The 17,942-nt window shown below is 73.0% G+C and carries 12 protein-coding genes; 6 read left to right on the top strand and 6 right to left on the bottom strand.

Annotated features, from left to right (window positions below; translation table 11 throughout):
• From tnpB to ABGB18_RS14650, 3 genes are all read left to right on the top strand, one after another.
• On the top strand, positions 1 to 1,380 hold the full coding sequence (gene tnpB, locus ABGB18_RS14660; protein ID WP_347696026.1) for an IS607 family element RNA-guided endonuclease TnpB: 1,380 nt from the start codon (positions 1 to 3) through the stop codon (positions 1,378 to 1,380).
• A gap of 13 nt (positions 1,381 to 1,393) precedes the next feature.
• A complete protein-coding gene (locus tag ABGB18_RS14655) occupies positions 1,394 to 1,852 on the top strand; it encodes a hypothetical protein (protein WP_347696025.1) in 459 nt (152 codons plus the stop codon).
• A 99-nt stretch (positions 1,853 to 1,951) separates the two neighbouring features.
• Complete coding sequence (locus ABGB18_RS14650; RefSeq protein WP_347696024.1) at positions 1,952 to 2,281, top strand: hypothetical protein; 330 nt, start codon at positions 1,952 to 1,954, stop codon at positions 2,279 to 2,281.
• Positions 2,282 to 2,356: 75 nt separating this feature from the next.
• Here the strand turns inward: ABGB18_RS14650 and ABGB18_RS14645 are convergent, their stop codons facing one another.
• A complete protein-coding gene (locus ABGB18_RS14645) occupies positions 2,357 to 8,602 on the bottom strand; it encodes a CHAT domain-containing protein (RefSeq protein ID WP_347696023.1) in 6,246 nt (2,081 codons plus the stop codon).
• 272 nt (positions 8,603 to 8,874) lie between these two features.
• Between ABGB18_RS14645 and ABGB18_RS14640 the strand changes: the two genes are divergently transcribed.
• Positions 8,875 to 9,279, top strand: coding sequence for a nitroreductase family deazaflavin-dependent oxidoreductase (locus ABGB18_RS14640; RefSeq protein WP_347696022.1), 405 nt, complete (start codon positions 8,875 to 8,877; stop codon positions 9,277 to 9,279).
• 48 nt (positions 9,280 to 9,327) lie between these two features.
• Here ABGB18_RS14640 and glgA read toward each other — a convergent pair whose 3' ends face one another.
• Positions 9,328 to 10,500 carry a glycogen synthase gene (gene glgA / locus ABGB18_RS14635; RefSeq protein ID WP_347696021.1) on the bottom strand — a complete coding sequence of 391 codons (1,173 nt, stop codon included), beginning with the start codon at positions 10,498 to 10,500 and terminating at the stop codon, positions 9,328 to 9,330.
• Positions 10,501 to 10,681: 181 nt separating this feature from the next.
• Here glgA and glgC point away from each other — a divergent pair, with 181 nt between their 5' ends.
• Both glgC and ABGB18_RS14625 read left to right on the top strand, forming a co-directional pair.
• Positions 10,682 to 11,917 carry a glucose-1-phosphate adenylyltransferase gene (gene glgC / locus ABGB18_RS14630; protein WP_347696020.1) on the top strand — a complete coding sequence of 412 codons (1,236 nt, stop codon included), beginning with the start codon at positions 10,682 to 10,684 and terminating at the stop codon, positions 11,915 to 11,917.
• A 355-nt stretch (positions 11,918 to 12,272) separates the two neighbouring features.
• Positions 12,273 to 13,751: an Nramp family divalent metal transporter gene (locus ABGB18_RS14625; protein ID WP_347696019.1), complete on the top strand. Its 1,479-nt coding sequence runs from the start codon at positions 12,273 to 12,275 to the stop codon at positions 13,749 to 13,751.
• A 133-nt stretch (positions 13,752 to 13,884) separates the two neighbouring features.
• On the opposite strand, the gene ABGB18_RS14620 is transcribed toward ABGB18_RS14625, so the two are convergent.
• The 4 genes from ABGB18_RS14620 to ABGB18_RS14605 form a co-directional block, all read right to left on the bottom strand.
• Positions 13,885 to 14,841, bottom strand: coding sequence for a winged helix-turn-helix domain-containing protein (locus ABGB18_RS14620; RefSeq protein ID WP_347696018.1), 957 nt, complete (start codon positions 14,839 to 14,841; stop codon positions 13,885 to 13,887).
• Between the two features lie 440 nt (positions 14,842 to 15,281).
• Positions 15,282 to 15,929, bottom strand: a complete 648-nt coding sequence (locus tag ABGB18_RS14615; RefSeq protein WP_347696017.1) for a class I SAM-dependent methyltransferase — start codon at positions 15,927 to 15,929, stop codon at positions 15,282 to 15,284.
• Positions 15,930 to 15,983: 54 nt separating this feature from the next.
• Complete coding sequence (locus tag ABGB18_RS14610) at positions 15,984 to 16,682, bottom strand: response regulator transcription factor (protein ID WP_347696016.1); 699 nt, start codon at positions 16,680 to 16,682, stop codon at positions 15,984 to 15,986.
• Positions 16,679 to 17,851: a histidine kinase gene (locus ABGB18_RS14605; RefSeq protein ID WP_347696015.1), complete on the bottom strand. Its 1,173-nt coding sequence runs from the start codon at positions 17,849 to 17,851 to the stop codon at positions 16,679 to 16,681. The genes ABGB18_RS14610 and ABGB18_RS14605 overlap by 4 nt, the downstream gene beginning before the upstream one ends.
• Between the last annotated feature and the right edge of the window lie 91 nt (positions 17,852 to 17,942).

Here is a 17,942-nt window from a genome sequence, read left to right as displayed (position 1 = left end):
ATGCTGGTCGTGCAGGCCTACCGGTTCGCCCTCGACCCCACCCCCTCTCAGGCCCGCGCGCTCGCCTCACACTGCGGCGCGGCACGCGTCGCCTTCAACTGGGGACTGGCCCGCATCAAAGCCAACCTGGACCAGCGGACCGCCGAACGCTCCTACGGACTGCAAGAGGACCAGCTCACCCCGCCGCTGTCGTGGTCGATGTACGCGCTGCGCAAGGCCTGGAACGCAGCCAAACACGAGGTCGCGCCCTGGTGGGCGGAGCATTCCAAGGAGGCCTACGCCTGCGGCCTGGACCGGCTGGCCACCGCGTTGAAGAACTGGCGTGAGTCCAGGACCGGCAAGCGCAAGGGCCGGAAAATGGGATTCCCCACCTTCCGCGCCAAACACACGGCGGCGCTGTCAGTGCGGTTCACCACCGGCGCGCTCCGGCTGTACGGGCACACGCACGTGGTGTTGCCCGTACTGGGCAGGATCAAGACCCACGAATCCACCCGCACCCTCGCCCGCCGCCTCCGGGCCGGAACGGCGCGGATCACCTCGGCCACCATCCGGTTCACGGCCGGACGCTGGTTCGTCTCCTTCGCGGTGCACACCCAGCGCCCCGCGCGGACGCCCGCACGTCCGGACGCCGTGCTGGGCGTCGATCTCGGCGTCAAGACGCTGGCGGTGTTCTCCGACGGGCGGCCACCGGCCGAAAACCCGAAGCATCTGGCCGCCGCGCTGCGCAAGCTACGCCGCGCCTGCCGGGCCGTCTCACGCAAGCGTGGCCCGGACCGGCGGAGCGGGCAGCGGCCGTCCAGGCGCTGGGTGCGTGCCAACATCCAGCGCAACCGGATCCACCACCGGGTGGCGGCGCTGCGCCGCGACGCGATCCACAAGCTGACCACGGGCCTGGCCCGCACCTACGGCACCGTGGTGGTGGAGGACCTGCATGTCGCCGGCATGGTCCGCAACCGGCGGTTGGCCCGTGCGATCTGTGATGCGGGGTTCGGTGAGATCCGCCGCCAACTGGCCTACAAGACCGCCTGGCAGGGCGGGCGGCTGGTGGTGGCCGATCGCTGGTTTCCCTCCTCGAAGACGTGCTCGGGATGTGGGGCAGTGAAAGCCAAGCTGCCCCTGCGGGTGCGTACGTTCGCCTGTCCCTCGTGTGGGCTGGTCATGGATCGCGACGTCAACGCCGCGCGCAATCTGGCCGCGCTGGTGGAGCGGCGTGTCGCCGGGAGTGGCCCGGAGACGCGAAACGGACGTGGAGCCGACCGTAAGACCCCGCCCAGCGGGGCTGGTGGCTGTGAAGCGTCAACCCCGCTCCGGGATACCGGGCAAGACGGGGACCTTCGTCCAGTGATGGGCGAATCACTGAGAACAGTCGAACCCTCGTGAACGGATAGTCATCATGCTCGACGACGCGCTGATCGTGCCCCTGTTCGTCACCACGGACCTGCCTCCCGAGGCGGAGCTGGCCGAGTTCGGCGAGCTGCTCGCCGAGACGGCGCGCGAGCTCGGCCAGGACGGCGCCGGCTACGCGGGCTTCCTGGCGGGCAAGGTGTTCTGGCTGGACCGGCCGGTGCTGCCCGCGCAGCGCCCCGCGGCCGAGCTGGAGCTGCGCTTCGCGGGGATGCTGGGCTACGTCGCCGCCGCCGGGCCAGGGCACACCTCGCGGGAGGTGGTGGGCGACGTGCGCCGGGCGATCGGCGCGGCCGTCGCCCGGCGTTACGGCGACGTGGGAGTGGCCCCGGCCGTGTTCCTGATCCGCGACCAGGACGTGCGCGAGCGCACCCCCGGCACGGCCCTCTACATCGACACCCGCGACGCGCAGGCCGAGCTGGTGACCGCGACCAAGTCCTACCTCTAGCCGCCCGCTCCTCCCGGACGTCCGACCCGGCCCTCTAGCCAGGTGCCGTCACGTCGTGCGATCGTGAGCGATGATCCCTTCTGGCGAGGAGGTTGCCGCATGGCCGTGGTCGGCGCCGTCTGCTTCGGGCTCGTGCTCGGCTGGATCACCTGTGGGACGTGGGGGCGCGGACGGGGTGCGGCGGGACTGGCCGACCTGACCGCGGTGCTGGCCGCCGTGGGCGGGGGCGCGGTGACGGCGCTGCTGGACTTGCCCGACGCGTTCGGCGGCTACGCGGTGGGGCTGGTGGTGGGCTTCGCCGGCTGCCTGGTCCTGTCCACGCTCATGCCGGACTCGAAGTGGCTCGGCGTTCAGGCACCCCCGGTGAGCCGGGCGACGGACCCGGCGCTCGGGCAGCCCGAGCGCCGGAACGACCCGCGGGGCGGCTGAGGGCGCCGTCCCGCAGTCGGGCGTCCGCAAATCCGGAACGACGACCGCCGCGCCCGACGTGACCGTGCCCGTCGGCTAGTTCGGCAGGCCGACCAGTACGTAGGGGGCCCACAGCTCGGGCTCGGCGGAGCCGTACAGCTCGCGTAAGTCCAGGACGGAAGCGCGCAGGGCCTGTGCCTGGCCGGTGCCGTCGCGCAGCCTGGTGTGGAAGTCGCGCAGGAGGGCGCGGGTGAGTTCGGCGGCCGGTGGCCAGAGGGTGAGGAGTACGGACCTGGCGCCGGCGTGGAGCAGGGCCTGGGTGAGGGCGGCGATGCCGGCCGCCGGTGAGCCGGTCTCCTGCGCGGCGGCGGGGGCGGGCTCGTGGGCGGCGAGGATGACCAGTCTGGCGTCCACGGTCATGCTCATGAGCTGCCTGGCGGTGAGGAGGCCGTCGGCGAGGCGGATGCCCGAGCCGTACGGGTCCGCCGGGTCGAACGCGGCCGGGCAGGACAGATGCACGACGTCCCAGGAGCCCGGCAGGAGCGCGGCGGTGGCCGCGGAGCCCGTGTGGGGCCGGGTGCCGAGCAGGCCGGCGGCGTCCTGCGCGGCTCCTTCGGACACGGGGCGGTCGTCGGGGTTCACGGTGAAGCCGAGCACCAGTGACCGTCCTCCTTCGGCGGGGGCGCGCCCGGTCAGGTGGGTGAGGGCCGCGGCGGACGGGGCGTGGACGACCGGGAAACGTTCGAGGAGGGGGCGGCCGCCGGGGGCCAGCGCGTGCAGCGGGAGGCGGTGCAGGCCGGCGTGCGGGATCAGGTAGAGCAGGCCGAGGTCCTCGCCCAGGGCCTCAAGGGCCGGGGCCAGCAGCAGGTCGGCCATGCGGTGCCGGAGATCCACTCGGTGGCGGCGGGTCTCCAGGTCCAGCAGTCCCGGACGGCGGCCGGTGGTGGCGGCGGCGAAGTCGGCCAGCAGGCCGGGGCCGACGAAGGCGGGGAAGGCGCGCGGCTCGGCCCAGCCGGTGCGGTGTGCCAGCACGGTCACGGAGTCCCCGCCGACGTGGAAGCCCAGCAGCCCGGTAGGGCCGCTACGGGCGGGGACAGTGGTGCCCGGCCGGGCCCTGCCGGATCGGGTGCCGGCGGCGGGGGCCTTCGGCTCGGCCCGGTCCGGGTGAGTCCCCGTGGCGGTGGGGGTGTCCGGATGCGGCTGGGCGGGTGAGGCGCCGGCGGTGGGGGTTGCCGGCCGGGGGTGGTCTGGTGGAGGGGTGATGGTGACGAGGGTGTCCAGTTGGGGGTGGGTGAGTGGGGCGGGGTGGCGGAGGGTGACGTAGGCGGGGGCGAGGGGTTTCATGCGCTGCCACAGGGCGTTCAGGCCGGTACGGGCCGTGCGGGCGCGGCGGGTGAGGGCGGCGGCCTCGGCAGGGTCGCGGGTGCGGTGGGCGGCCGACTCGAGGGTTCGTACGGCGTCCAACGCGCGTTGTTCCGCCTCCCGCAGATCGAGGGGTACGCCGCTCGGAACGGGTGGGTGCCGGTCGCCTAGCGCGGCCGTCAGGGCGTGGGCCTTGCTCCACTCCGCGTGCCGCCAGGCCGTCATCCCCTGACCCGAGCGCGCCGCGAGGGTGATCGCCCGGTCGCGGGCGGGGGCGTGGCCCAGGTCGCCGGCGCGTTCGGCGTCGGCGAGCGCCCCCGGCAGGTCACCGAGCGCCTCAGCGGCCAGGGAACGGTCATGGTGGGCCGCCGCCAGGTCCGGCTCGTGCCCGAGTTGCTCCAGCAGGTCGATGGCGGTGGACAGGCGGCGGTGGGCGCGGGAGGCGTGGGAGGCGTGGGAGCCGGCGACGTCGAGGGCCCCCAGGCGGCTCAGCGCCATCGCCTCCCCGGCGGTGAATCCGCTCTCTCTGGCCAGGGTCAGGGCCTCCTCCAGGTGGACCGTCGCGCGGGCGGAGTCCAGGAGGCGGGCGAGCATGATCAGGTCGAGGACGGCCCCGCGCCGGCGGCCGTGGGCGGTGTTGAGGTCGAGGGCCCGTTCGACGAGCGGGACGGCCTGCGGGCGTTCGCCGCGCAGGAGGTGGATCAGGGCAAGGTCCGCATAGGCGGTCGCCAGGCCGCCGGTCCGATCTTTCTGTTCCTCCATGAGGGAGATGGCGCGGGTGTAGCCGGTGGCTGCCGCGTCCAGTTCGCCTAGTTTGAGGTGGAGTGCGGCACGGCCGACGAGCAGCGCGGACCGCTGGGCGCGCCAGATCGCGGGCCCGGCCAGGGACAGGCCCTCGTCGTACACGCGGGCGGCCTCGGCCCAGCGGGCCTCGTCGGTCAGGCTCCGGCCCAGCTCGGTGAGGACTCCGATGAGCTGGGCGGGGAGGGAGGAGCCCGGCCGGCGGGCCAGGCCGGCGGCCCTGGTGAGGTGCTCCACCGCCTCGCCGGACCTGCCCAGCTCCCTGGCCGCCGTGCCGAGGTTGCGCAGGTGCTCGATCACGCGCTCGTCGCGCAGCTCGTAGCCGCGGGCCGCGTGGTCGTGGGCGGCGGTGAGATCGCCCAGGGCACGGCAGTACGTGGAGAGCCTGGCCAGCAGGTAAGACCGGTCGCCGGAGTCCGGGCTGTAGGGCCGCGTGGGGGTCCGGCCGTTCGTGCTCTGGGTGGGATCGGCGGCGAGGGCCTGCTCGGCCACGGCGCGGGCAGTGACCAGGTCGCCGGCCGCCTCGGCCTCCGCCAGCCGCAGCCAGAGCTCCAGCCGCTCCGCCGGCTCGCCGCGGCCGCCGGTCCGGAGCGCCGCGAGCGCCTGCTCCAGGGTGGCCCGGCCGCGGGTCAGGTCCCCCATCGTGAGCTGGATGGAGGCCAGCCGGGCCAGGAACGCCACGTCCAGCCCGCCCGCCATCGCCACCACCACCTCGAACGGCGCCCCCTCCAACCGAAGGAAGTCACCCGCTCCGGCACCTCCACCCAGGACGGAGCCCGCCGCGGAGCCTCCGGCCACCCCCGGTAGTCCCTCCAGGCCGGTGCCACCATCTGGTGGCGGAGTGGTGGTGAGGGATTCGAGGCCTGATTCGAGGGCTGCTCGGGCGCGGCGGAATTCGCCGCGTTCCTCCAGGGCGAACCCCAGCTTGATGGAGGCCAGCGCGGCCAGCCGGTGACGGCCGCTCGCGCGGAAGCCCGCCACCGCCAGCTCCAGCGCCGCCACCTGCGCCCGCAACTCCCCGGTACGGGCGGCGAGGGCGGCCAGCCGGTCGCGTACGACGGCCTCCTTGAGCGGGTCGCCGGCCGCCGGCCCCAGCGCCGAGCGCAGCCGTTCCGCGCCCGCCTGGAACTCCCCCAGCGCCACGTCCAGCGCCGCCCGCCCCAGCCTGGCCGTGAACAGCGCGTCCCGGTCCTCCGCCGCGGCGGCGAGCTCCAGAGCCCGCTCCAGGTCCGCCAGAGCCTCGTCGTGGCGCTCCAGGCCGGTCAGGCAGGCGGCACGCATGCTCAGCGCCACCGCCTCCTTGGCGGGCGCCCGCAGCGTGGCGAACCGCTCCCCCGCCGCCCCGAAGTCCTCCAGCGCCCGCTCGGCCGCCCCCTCGGTGTAGGCGAGCACCCCCAGGTTGTAGCGGACGGAGGCGGCGCCGTCGGCGTGGCCGATGGCCTCGTACTCGCGCTCGGCCAGCTCGAAGGCGACCCTGGCGCTGTCGGTGGCGCCGTGGCCGCGGCGGCGTTGCGCGACGCGGTACCACTCGTCGGCCGGTTCCCGGGGCTGCCCCCGGCGCCGCACGATCTCCACCAGGCGGTTCTCGCAGGTGGCGGCCTGGGCGAGGTGGCCGAGGGCGGCCAGCCGTACGGCGTGCGCGTCGAGCGCCCTGCAGGCGTCCTCCCAGGCGCCGCGGGCCTCCAGCTCCAGGGTGCAGGCCACGATGCGCTCCCCGGCGGCGATGAGGTCACCCTGGTCGGCGGCCGCCCCGGCGGCCGGCACGAGGACGAGTGCGGCCGCCCGCGTCTCGCCCAGCCCCAGGTAGAGCTCCCTGGCCCGGGCCGCGCAGGTAACCGCCCTGGCGGGGTCGCCCGCGGCCAGGCAGGCGCCGGCCGCGTCCGCCTGGTGGGCGGCCTCCTGGGCGGCCAGCCCGGCGCTCTCGCTCAGGGCGGCGGCGCGCAGGTGGTGCTCGACCGCGCCCGCGGCGTCGCCGGTCCGCAGCAGGACCTTGCCCATGCTGCCGAGTTGCCGCGCCTCGGACCCGGTCTCGCCGAGCGAGCGGTGGATCGCCGCCGACCGCCTGAACGCCTCCAGCGCCGCGTCGAACTCCCCGAGCTGCTCGTGGTTCGTCCCCTGCGCGGACAGCGCGTACGCCTGCCGGGACGGCGACCCGGCGGCGGCCCCGGCGGCTCGCTCCAGCACCCGCCCGGCCACCGGGTACCGCCCCAGCTCGGCCAGCCGCGCGCCGGCGTCGAGCAGGAATTCCGCGGGCACGTCGGCGGCCCGCTCGGCGAACCGCAGCAGCTTGAACGCCACGTCGTCATCCGGCGTCTGCAAGGCCAGGGACACGGCGGCCGCACCGAGCGACTCGTCCGGCGTCCCGGGGACCGCACCGAGCGACTCACCAGACGAGGCGGCGGCCGCACCAAGCGACTCCCCAGGCGGCGGGGCGACCGGGCCGGGCGGCTCATCCAGCGGCGGGGCAGCCGGGCCAGGCGGCGTGCCCGGCGTGTCGTCCGGGGAGTCGAGGACGGCGCCGATCTCGGACAGGACGACGGGGTCGCCGCCCGAGGCCAGTTTGAGCGCCTCGGCGAGATCGCCCGCGCCGCCCCGCGCCGAGAAGCGCGCGAGCAGCGCCCTGGCCAGCGCGCGTTCCGCCGGCACCTGGTCGCGGGCGCTCTTCAGGGCCAGCTCGGCGCCCTGGCGGGCGGCCGCCACCGCCTCGTCCAGATCCTCCGCCCGCCGCGCGGCACCGGCCCGCAGGGCGCGCCACACCAGCACCTCGGCGACCAGCCCGTACGCCTCCACCTGGACGGCCGCCCGCCCACCGGCCGCCAGGGCCTCGCGCAGCACACCAACGGCCTCGTCGGCGCCCCGCGCGGTGCGCTCCAGGTGGAGCGCCCGGCCCAGCAGCACCAGGGCGCCGGCCCGCCCCGGATCCTGCTCACCGTGTTCCGCCAGCGCCGTGCGGGCGGCCGCGATCGGCCCGGCGGCGTCCCCGCCGGTCACGACGGCCCTCCTGAGCAGCGCGTTCGCCAGGCCGGTGAGCAGCCCGGGGCGCTCGGGATGGCCGGGGGGAGCCAGCTCGGCCGCCTCGCGCATCGCCTCGACGGCGATGTCCAGGTCGGCCAGGGCGCCGGTGACGCCGTACCGCCGCCAGCGCCGCTCGCCCAGCAGGACGAGCCGGACCACCGGGTCGGCGCCCAGCCCCCGCGCCGTCTCGTCGGGCGTCAGGTGCAGGGCCTGCAGCATCTCCGTCGCCGCTTCCAGCGAGTGCTCGTTGCCGGAGACGACGTACCACTCGACCAGCCCGGCCGCGTACGGGCCCAGCACGCCGGGGTGGGCCCACTGATCGTGCCAGAAGTCCAGCGCGCACTGCCCCACCCTGATGAACGCCAGCAGGTCGCCGTCCGCGCACGACGCGGCGGCCCGCGCCTGGGTGAGGTCGACGAGCGTCCTGAGCGCCTGCGACCTGTCCTGGCTGCCCGGCGCGCTCCCGGCGGCCCCCAGGTAGGCCGCCACCAGCTCCACGTCATCGGGCACGGCCAGGGCGAGCGCCCCGGCCAGCTCTCCGCCCTGCGCCCCGTCGGCCAGCGCCGCCCTGAGCAGCACGTGCACGGCGTCGTCGATGACCTCCCGGTCCCCGGTGAGCCCGTGCAGCCTCACCAGGCCGCCGCCCAGCAGGGACAGCGCGCCGGGCGCCCACCCGGGGTCGGCGGCGCGCATGGACTCCTGCAGCAGCAGCCGGCCGAGCCGCTCGGCCACCTCCACCGTCGGGTGGGCCATCGCCCGCCGCACCAGGGCGTGCACGAGCAGCCCCACGTGCGGGTACGCGGCCGGGTCCACGTGCCCGAACACCTCTTCCACCAGCCCCGCCCAGGTGTCGGCCGTCTCCCCCGGCGGCACCCTGGAGCCGCGCAGCTTCTCCGGTAAGCGCCCGGGATCGACCACGGCCACGGCGGCGAAGAAGGCGCCCGCCACCGCGGTGTCCTGCGTGAGCCGCTGGTCGAGGCGGTAGCGGGCCAGGTGCAGGATCCCGATCAGCCGCCAGGTCGCGGCGTCGGACCGGTCGCCGGCCAGCGCCCGCATCGCCTGCTCCGCCTCGGCGAGCGCCGCGGGGTCCCAGATGAGCTCGGGGTCCGCGGCCTGTTCGAACCGCTCGATGCGGGCGGCCAGTCGCTCGGCCGGATCGTTCATGGGCCCAGGCTCTCACCGGCGCGCACCCCGCGTACAGAACCGCCGTCAGAGTGCCAGCTCGATGTCCGGCACGCCGGGCATGGGCAGCTCGAACGCCACGGGTCGAACGCGTATGCCCCGTCCTTGACGATCCCGCCGCCGGCCAGCCAGATCAGCGGTGACAACAGCGATGTGAGCGCTTACACAAATGCGGTGTGCCAGGCGCGTCAACATCCCGTACAGACCCCACCCCGTAACGGTGAGGTCACCCCGATCTTGGGTAGTTTGTCCCCATGCTCTATGGCAAGGAACACGTCCAGCGCTACCAGGAAACCGACGGAGCCGAAGGACACGACTGGAACAACACCACTGTCCTGCTCCTCACCACCAAGGGACGCAAGTCAGGCAAGCCCTACACCACGCCGCTCATCTACCAGCGGCACGGAGACGACTACGTGATCGTGGCCTCCAAGGGCGGCGATCCGGCGAATCCGCAGTGGTACGAGAACCTGCGGGCCGACCCCGACGTGGGCGTACAGGTGCTGGGTGACCGGTTCAGGGCCCGCGCCCGTACGGCCTCGGACGAGGAGAAGCCCGAGTTGTGGCGGCTGATGGCCAGGACCTGGCCGGACTACGACCAGTACCAGACGAAGACCGACCGGCCGATCCCGGTGGTGGTCCTCGAACGCGTCGACTAGCCGGGACCCCCGCGGGCCTGCCGGGCACGACAAGCCCGCGCCCGGCGTTCAGGTCCGCAACGTGGCGTACAGGTCCACCGTACGGTGAGCGATGCGCTCCCATGAGAAGCGCTCGACGGCGCGGGCCCGCCCGGCCCGGCCCAGCTCGCGGGCCCGCGCCGGGTCCCCGAGCAGCGTGTTGACGCGTTCGGCCAGGTCGGCGGCGAAGCGACCGGGGTCGTGCGGCGTCCCGTCGGCGCCCTGCGAGATGGGCACCAGCAGGCCCGTCTCCCCGTCGGCCACGACCTCGGGGATGCCGCCGGTGGCCGTCGCCACCACGGCCGTCTCGCAGGCCATGGCCTCCAGGTTGACGATCCCCATCGGCTCGTAGACCGACGGGCACACGAACACCGTCGCGTGCGTCAGGAGCTGGATCACCTCGGGCTTGGGCAACATCTCCTGGATCCAGACCACGCCGTCCCGGTCGAGCCCGCGCACCAGGTCCGTCACCTCGGCCGCGATCTCCGTCGTGTCGGGCGCGCCCGCGCAGAGCACGAGCTGCGCGCCCGGGTCGAAGGAGCGCGCCGCGTGCAGGAGGTGGACCAGGCCCTTCTGGCGGGTGATGCGGCCCACGAAGACGACGTAAGGTCTGGCCGGGTCGACGCCGTGTTTCCGCAGCACGTCGGTGCCGGGGTCGGGGGTGTACTGAGTGGTGTCGATGCCGTTGTGGATGACGCTGACCCGGGACGGCGGGATCTCGGGATAGGCGGCCAGCACGTCGCGCCGCATGCCCTCCGACACCGCGATCACCGCGTCCGCGGCGGCCAGGGCGGTGCGCTCGGCCCATGACGAGATCGCGTAGCCGCCGCCGAGTTGCTCGGCCTTCCACGGCCGCAGCGGCTCCAGGCTGTGGGTGGTGATCACGTGCGGCACCCCGTGCAGCAGCTTCGCGACATGCCCGGCGAAGTTGGCGTACCAGGTGTGCGAGTGGACGACGTCCGCGCCCGCGCAGGCCGCGGCCATCTCCAGGTCCACGCCGAGCACCTGGAGCGCGGCGTTGGCGCCGGCCAGCCCGCCGGGCACCCGGTAGGCCGAGACGCCGGGCTCGTCGCGATCGGCTCCGAAACAGCGGACCCGCACGTCGGCCAGCTTCCGCAGCTCCCTGGCCAGGTATTCCATGTGCACCCCGGCCCCGCCGTAGACCTCGGGCGGGTATTCCCGGCTGAGCAGATCAACACGCATGACACGACCCTACGAGCAAGGCGGCTTCCGGGCACACATCGACAAGCCCGGGAACCGTGCGCGCCGGCTCACGATCCACCGGCCCCCGTTCGTACGATGTCCTACAAATCTGGACACGAAAGGAGATTCACCATGCCGGGTTTCGTCGATAGATCGGCCATTTGAGGGTAGCGTCCTGGGCATGAGGTCCCGGAGGGTGCTTGCGGTTGTGCTGGCAGGTGGAGAGGGCAAGAGGCTCATGCCTCTCACGGCGGATCGGGCGAAACCGGCGGTGCCGTTCGGGGGGATGTATCGCCTCATCGACTTCGTGCTGTCCAATCTGGCGAACGGCGGCTTCCTGAAGATCGTCGTGCTGACGCAGTACAAGAATCACAGCCTCGACCGGCACGTCTCGCGCACCTGGCGGCTGTCGGCGATGCTGGGCAACTACGTGACCCCGGTGCCCGCGCAGCAGCGGCTCGGGCCGCGGTGGTTCTCCGGCTCGGCCGACGCACTCTTCCAGAACCTCAACCTGATCTACGACGAGATGCCCGAGCACGTGATCGTGTTCGGCGCCGACCACATCTACCGCATGGACCCGCGGCAGATGGTCGAGCAGCACGAGGACTCCGGCTCCGACGTGACGGTGGCGGCGATCAGGCAGCCGCTGTCGCTGGCCGACCAGTTCGGGGTGATCGAGACCGACCCCGAGGGGCGCCGGATCGTGGCGTTCAGGGAGAAGCCGAGGGACGCGGTGGGGCTGGCGGACTCGCCCGACGAGGTGTTCGCCTCGATGGGCAACTACGTGTTCAAGACGCAGTCGATGATCGACGCGCTGCGGGAGGACGCCCTCGATCCCACCAGCAAGCACGACCTGGGCGGCAACATCATCCCGATGCTGGTCAAGTCGGGCGGCGCCGACGTCTACGACTTCAAGAACAACATCGTGCCCGGCTCCAGCGAGCGCGACCGGGGCTACTGGCGCGACGTGGGCACCCTGGACGCGTACTACGACGCGCACATGGATCTCATCTCGGCGCATCCGGTGTTCAACCTCTACAACGACAAGTGGCCGATCTTCACCGGGCACGACCCGCTGCCGCCGGCCAAGTTCGTGCACAACGACGGCGACCGGGTGGGGCGGGCGATCGACTCGCTGGTGTCGCCCGGCGTGATCGTCTCCGGCGGCACGGCGTGCCGGTCGATCCTGTCGCCCAAGGTCGTGCTCCACTCCCACTCGCTGGTGGAGGACTCCGTCCTGATGGAGAACGTCAAGGTCGGGCGGGGCGCGATCGTCCGCAAGGCGATCATCGACAAGAACGTCGTGATCCCGGACGGCGCCAGGATCGGCTTCGACCTCGAATACGACCGCACGCGGTTCGCGCTGACCAGGGGCGGGGTCGTGGTCATCGGCAAGAACGAGATCGTCGATCGCTGACGCCCTCCAGGACGAATCTGCGCCGACCGCCCCGCCATGCCGAAGAGAGCAGCGGCGGCGGCGACGCCACCCGCGTGATGGGGTCACCCTTCATGGCCTCCCCCTGCGATCAGGAGACTCGATCGTCACTGTAGGCAGCATCGTCACTGGAGGCAGCGAGACCTTCCCCGTCGCGCCACGCCCGGCTCGCCCCACCTCCTCACCTTTCAGCCCACAAGATCCTTAAGAGGGCCTACGCCCCCGCCGGTTCCGGCACCCTCGTCAAGACAAATCTCCCTAAGACCGCCAAGCGATCACAATTGGGCCTTGTTGCCACCCTGCTTGAGGATCACCCTGAACGGCAGGAGGCACTGACATGTCGCACCCACTCGGAGTCAGCCGTCCAGACCTCGAAGTAGCCGATCTACCCACGCCTGAGGAGGTCTTCAAGGTCTCCAAGATCGGCAAAAAGGAACTCTTCAAGTACGCCGTCGGACCGAGCCTGATCGCGCTCGGCATCTCCATCGGCAGCGGCGAATGGCTGCTCGGCCCGCTCAGCGTGGGCCAGTACGGATTCGTCGGAGTCGGCTGGGTGATCGTCGTGTCGGCGTTACTGCAAACGTTCTACAACGTCGAATGCTCACGCTACGTACTGGCGACGGGCGAGACACCGGTCGTCGGATGGGGCAGGGTGCCGCCTGGCTGGCCGCTCTGGGTGCCGCTGTCCGTCCTCATCGTGATCTTCGCTTTCATCGCGGGAGGCTGGGCCGCCTCCGCGGGGCAGGGCGTCTACGCCCTGGTCCACGGCGTGCCGCCGGCCGCCGACGACGTCGAGCCGCGCTGGTGGGCCGTCGGCCTGCTGGTGCTGGTGTTCCTCATCACCGCGTCCGCCCGCCGCATCAGCCGCGCGCTGGAGCTGGCGAACTGGGTGATGGTGGGCGCCATCCTGCTCGCCCTGCTGGCCACGTGCCTGCTCGTGGTGCCGTTCAGCCAGTGGTGGGAGGGCATCCGCGGCTTCGTCACCCCGGCCGCGCCACCCGCCGGGATCACCGCCACCCAACTCGGCGGGCTGGCCGGTTTCACCGCGCTGGCCTCCGGCCTCAACTGGTACGTCATGGGCCACTACCGCGACAAGGGCTACGGCATGGGCCACCGCGTCGGCTACATCTCCGGCCTGCGCGGCGAGCGGAACGAGATCCGGGCCAGCGGCGTCACCTTCCCCGACGACGAGCTCAACCGCGGCCTCTGGCGCAGGTGGTACCGGCTGCTCATGGTGGACATGTGGGGCGTGTTCTTCGTCGGCGCCATGCTCGGCATGCTGCTGCCCACGATCCTCATGGCCCAGGCGGTCACCCTGGCCGGCGAGCAGCCCACCCGGGCGAACGTGCCGACGTTCGTGGCCAGCGCGCTCGGCGACCAGTACGGGTCGGTGGTCTTCTACGTGGCGCTCGTCGTGGGCGTGCTGGTCCTGTTCTCCACGCAGCTCGGCATCTTCGAGGCGATGGTGCGGGTGACGACGGACGCGGCCAACGCCACCAGCCCGCGCCTGCGCGCCCTGATCTCGGGCGACCCCCGCCGCTTCTACTACCCGTTCATGATCGTGCTGCTCGTCATCATCTCGATCGTCATCTTCCAGTCGCTGCCGGTGGGCCTGGTGGAATGGTCGGCCAACATGTCGAACCTGGGCGCGCTGATCTACCCGTTCCTGCTCATGTACCTGAACAGCAGGCTCCCGCGCCCGGCCCGGCCACGCCCCTGGCACTACGTCATCCTCGTGCTCAACTTCCTGTTCTTCGGCTTCTTCTTCGTCAACTTCATCGCCGACTTCATCGGGGCGCCGCTGGTGACCTTCTGAAGGTTCCAGGTTCGCCCAACCGAGAGGGGTCCCTCCGGCTCGGCACCAGCTTGGCCGGCGCCTCGCCCGTGGCGATGGGCCTGTCCGAGCCGGAGGGAAACCGTCGTGGGCACGCACCCGCCTCGCCGAAGCCTCAGTGGCGGAACAGCTCCAGCAGCTCGTCCGCGCGGTCGGTGCGGGCGATCCAGACCTCGCGGCCGCGGCGCTCCCTCGTGATGAGCCGCGCGGCCCGCAGCCGGTCGCAGTGGTAGGTGATGCTGCTGGGCGCCACCCGCATCCCGCTGGCCAGCATGGACATGGTCATGGGCCGCCTGAGCGAGCAGAGCAGATCCGCGCGGACCTGCCCCATCAGCGCCGACAGCTCGTCGTGCGCCGGAGCCTCGGGGCGGCGCCAGAGCGAATCGGCCCCGGGCACCGGGTACGCGATCCACACGGCCTCCTCCTGGTCCAGGCTGACGATCAACGCGTCCTTGCCCGCCAGCATCGGCACCAGGACGATCTCCCGCCCGCCCAGCTCGAACGTGCCGGGTTCGAGGTCGGAGATCAGCAGCCGGCCCTCGTCGTACACGATGCGGCCGTTGAGCGCGCCGAGCAGCAGCTCCGGCCCGCCGCGTACGGAGGCCACGCCGACCCGCCGCACCTCCCTGTCCAGCAGGCCGCGGGCCTGCTGCCACAGGGGCTCGGTGGCGCGCCAGACCGCGGCCAGGGCGTCGGCGTAGCCGTGCAGCCACTGGGTGGGGTGCTCGGCGGCCCAGCGCCAGTGCGGGGGCGGCGGCCCCTCGCCGAAGGCCTGCTCCAGGTCCTTGATGAGGGTGCCGGACGGCAGCTCGCGCAGGGCGGCGAGCTGGGCCGGCACCGTGACGTCGGCGCCGACGGGCGCGCGGGGCACGAGACTGTCGGGGACCACGGAGTGGCCGGGGGCGGCCAGCGGTCGCACGGCCTGCCGGCCCAGCGGGCCGACCCGCGAGGTGACGGCCTTGCGCCAGAGTTCCGGCAGGCCGCGGCGGCGGCCGGCGAGCGCGTCGCTGATCACGGCGAGCGCCGTGAGATGCGGGGAGACCGAGACGGAAATCTGTGGCGTGGAGGTCATGCGCAGTTCGCTCCACACGGTGGTGCTGGTTACGGTGGCTCCTCGGGTTGAACTCGATCCGGTGACGATTCGCCAACCTAGCTCTGACCCTTTCTGGTGACTTTCACCCGAGTTGCACAATCGAAGCCACCGACTTTCATGCGAAATATCGGCGTAATCTGAGCCTGAGTAGGGATCATCCGGTGGGACAGGACGGTGATGAGCGAACCAGCGGCCGAGCTCTACCGCCGGCCGGCCCTTGGGGCCGAACGCGGCCCGGCCGCTCGCGACAGCAAGGACACCGACCTCGGGAACGGGGTCGATGCCTGAAGCCCGGCACGGGCGGTGCGCGACGGCCGTCTTCCTGGCGCATTCGATCGGCACCCAGGTGATCACGTTCGTGCTGCGGCCCACCATGTCCTACAGCACCCCGCCGCCGGTCAGTGCTCGGGTGCCGCCGGTCAGTGTTCGGGTACGGCCTGCTCGGCCTCGTAGACGGCGACCGCGAACGGGCGGTGCGACTTGTCCTCCACGTGGTGCGACAGCAGCGGCAGGCCGATGTGCCCGTGCAGCCGCCGCGACTCCGGCCAGGGATGGACCAGGACGAGCAGCCCGCCGGGGCTCAGCAGCCTGGTGAGCCGGGCCGAGGCGAGGCGGAGCCGCTCGTCCGTACCCAGGTAGTAGAGGGTCTCCGCGCAGAAGACCAGGTCGTAGTCGTGCGGGTGGTCGTAGGAGAGCAGGTCGGCGCGGACGAAGGTCAGGCCGGGCGGGCCCGGGTGGGCGCGGGCGCGGTTGAGCGCGCGTTCGGAGACGTCCACGCCGGTGATGCTCGCCTGCGGGTAGGTTTCGCCGAGCTTGTGGGTGAAGGCGCCCTCGCTGCAGCCCACGTCCAGGATGCGGGCGTAGGGCCGATCGGGCAGGGCGCGCAGCGTGGTGGCGTACTTGTGCTGCTCGTAGGAGTCGGTACGCAGGCGCCAGCGGTCGGGCGCGCGATGGTGCCAGTTGAAGTAGCGGCGCAGCACGGCCGCCTGGCGGTGCGGCGGGAGCACGGACACGCTCTTGAAGAGCGCGCGGTGCATCAGCTCGGGGAGGGGGCGGGGATGGGTCATACGACCTGCCGCCGATGAGACGCGGGCATGCCCGGAATGTACGAAAGGAGCGGCCTAGGCGTCATGAGGCGTGGGACCGAATCGCCCCTCGTCCTTGAGGCCCAGCCGGCGCCCGCCGGGGCGGACGAGGCCGATCTCGAACGCGTACACCGCCGCCTGGGTGCGGTCGCGCAGGGAGAGCTTGGTCAGCACGTTGCTGACGTGGGTCTTGACCGTGCGCTCGGCGATGACGAGCTCCTCGGCGATCTCGGCGTTCGACCGGCCGTCGGCGATGAGGACCAGCACCTCCGTCTCGCGCTCGCTCAGCCCCTCGATCTGCCGGGAGGCGGGGGTGGCGGGGCTGAGCCGGGCGAACTCCCCGATCAGCCGGCGGGTCACGGAGGGGGCCAGCAGCGCGTCGCCGGCGGCCACGATGCGCACCGCCTCGCTCAGCTCGCGGGCTCCGGCCTGCTTCAGCAGGAAGCCGCTGGCCCCGGCCCTGAGCGCCTGGTAGACGTACTCGTCCAGGTCGAACGTGGTCAGCACCACGACCTTGGCCTGCCCGGCGATCTGCCGGGTGGCCTCCAGGCCGTTGAGCACCGGCATGCGCACGTCCATCACGACGACCTCGGGACGCAGCTCCGCGACCAGGGCGACGGCCTCGCGGCCGTCCCCGGCCTGCCCGACCACCTCGATGTCGGGCTGGGCGTCGAGCAGCACCGCGAATCCCTCGCGGACCATGGCCTGGTCGTCGGCTATCAGCACGCGGATCATGCCTCTCCTTCCCGGGTCAGCGGCAGCCGGGCGTGGACCAGGTAGCCACCGTCCGGTCGCGGTCCCGTCTCCAGCTCTCCCTCCAGCATGACCACCCGCTCGCGCATCCCGATCAGCCCGCGCCCCGGTCCCGCCCGCAGCGGGGCCGGCGGCCCGGCGGGCGCGTCGTTGGCCACCCGCACCCCCAGCAGGCCGGGCAGGTAGGCCACCTCGACCAGCGTCGCGGCGCCGGGCGCGTGCCGCAGCACGTTGCTCAGCGCCTCCTGCGCGATGCGATAAGCGGACAGCTCGACCCCGGGCGAGACCGGCACCGGCTCGCCGCGGACCTCCAGCCGGGCCGGCACACCGGCCTCGGCCATCCGTGCCACCAGCCGGTCGAGCTGGCCGAGGGCGGGCGGCGGCGCCCCGGGGCCGTCGTCGTCCCTGAGCAGGCCGAGGATGCGGTGCAGCTCCGTGAGCGCCTCCAGGGCGCTGGACCGGATGACGGCGAAGCTCTCGGTCAGCACCTGCGGCGGGTCTGGCAGCCGGTACGGCGCCGCCTCCGCCTGCACGGCGACCACCGACATGTGGTGGGCCACCACGTCGTGCAACTCGCGGGCGATGCGCGCGCGTTCCTCCAGCAGGGCGTGCCGCGCCCGCGCCTGGCTGCTCTCGCGCCGCGCCCGCGCCAGGTGGCGCTGCGCCTCGTCCCGGGAGCGCACCACGACGACCGCCACCAGCGCCGCCCCGGACAGCACCGTCATGTCGGCCAGCGCCGGCAGCCCCGCCCCGCCGGGCACCACCAGGCCGAGCACGAGCCCGGCCAGCAGGGTGAAGAGCCACCGTTCCGCCAGCACCCGCGTCCTGGCCCGCAGGCCGCTCAGCACCAGCACGCTGACGTGGATGGCCAGGACAGGCGCCGGCCAGACCACCCCGTCCTGGGCGGCCCGCGCGATGAGGGCGGCCAGCACGGCGCCGGCGAGCGAGAGCCAGAAGGCCACCGCCGGCCGCCACGGGCACAACGCCACCGCCAGGGCGAACACCAGCGCCAGCGCGCCCGCGGGCTCGATACGCACCCCGTGGCTCTCGATCAGCGTGTGCCAGGCCACCACGGCCAGGAAGACCGCGTAGAGCCCCGCCGCCGCCTGCCCCCACCGCACCGTCTCCATCAGAACGACCACCTCGCGCATCGCCGCACCCTGTGCGCGATCCTGCCCGACGAACGCGGCGAGCGCGCCGCTTCGTTTCCCGGGCGGGCCGGCCGGCGGGCTGAGAGATTCT

It is taken from the genome of Nonomuraea sp. B12E4 (assembly GCF_039871825.1).
GTDB lineage: Bacteria > Actinomycetota > Actinomycetes > Streptosporangiales > Streptosporangiaceae > Nonomuraea.
The sequence above is the reverse complement of the archived record's forward strand: the minus strand, read 5'-3'. Positions and strand labels throughout refer to the sequence as shown.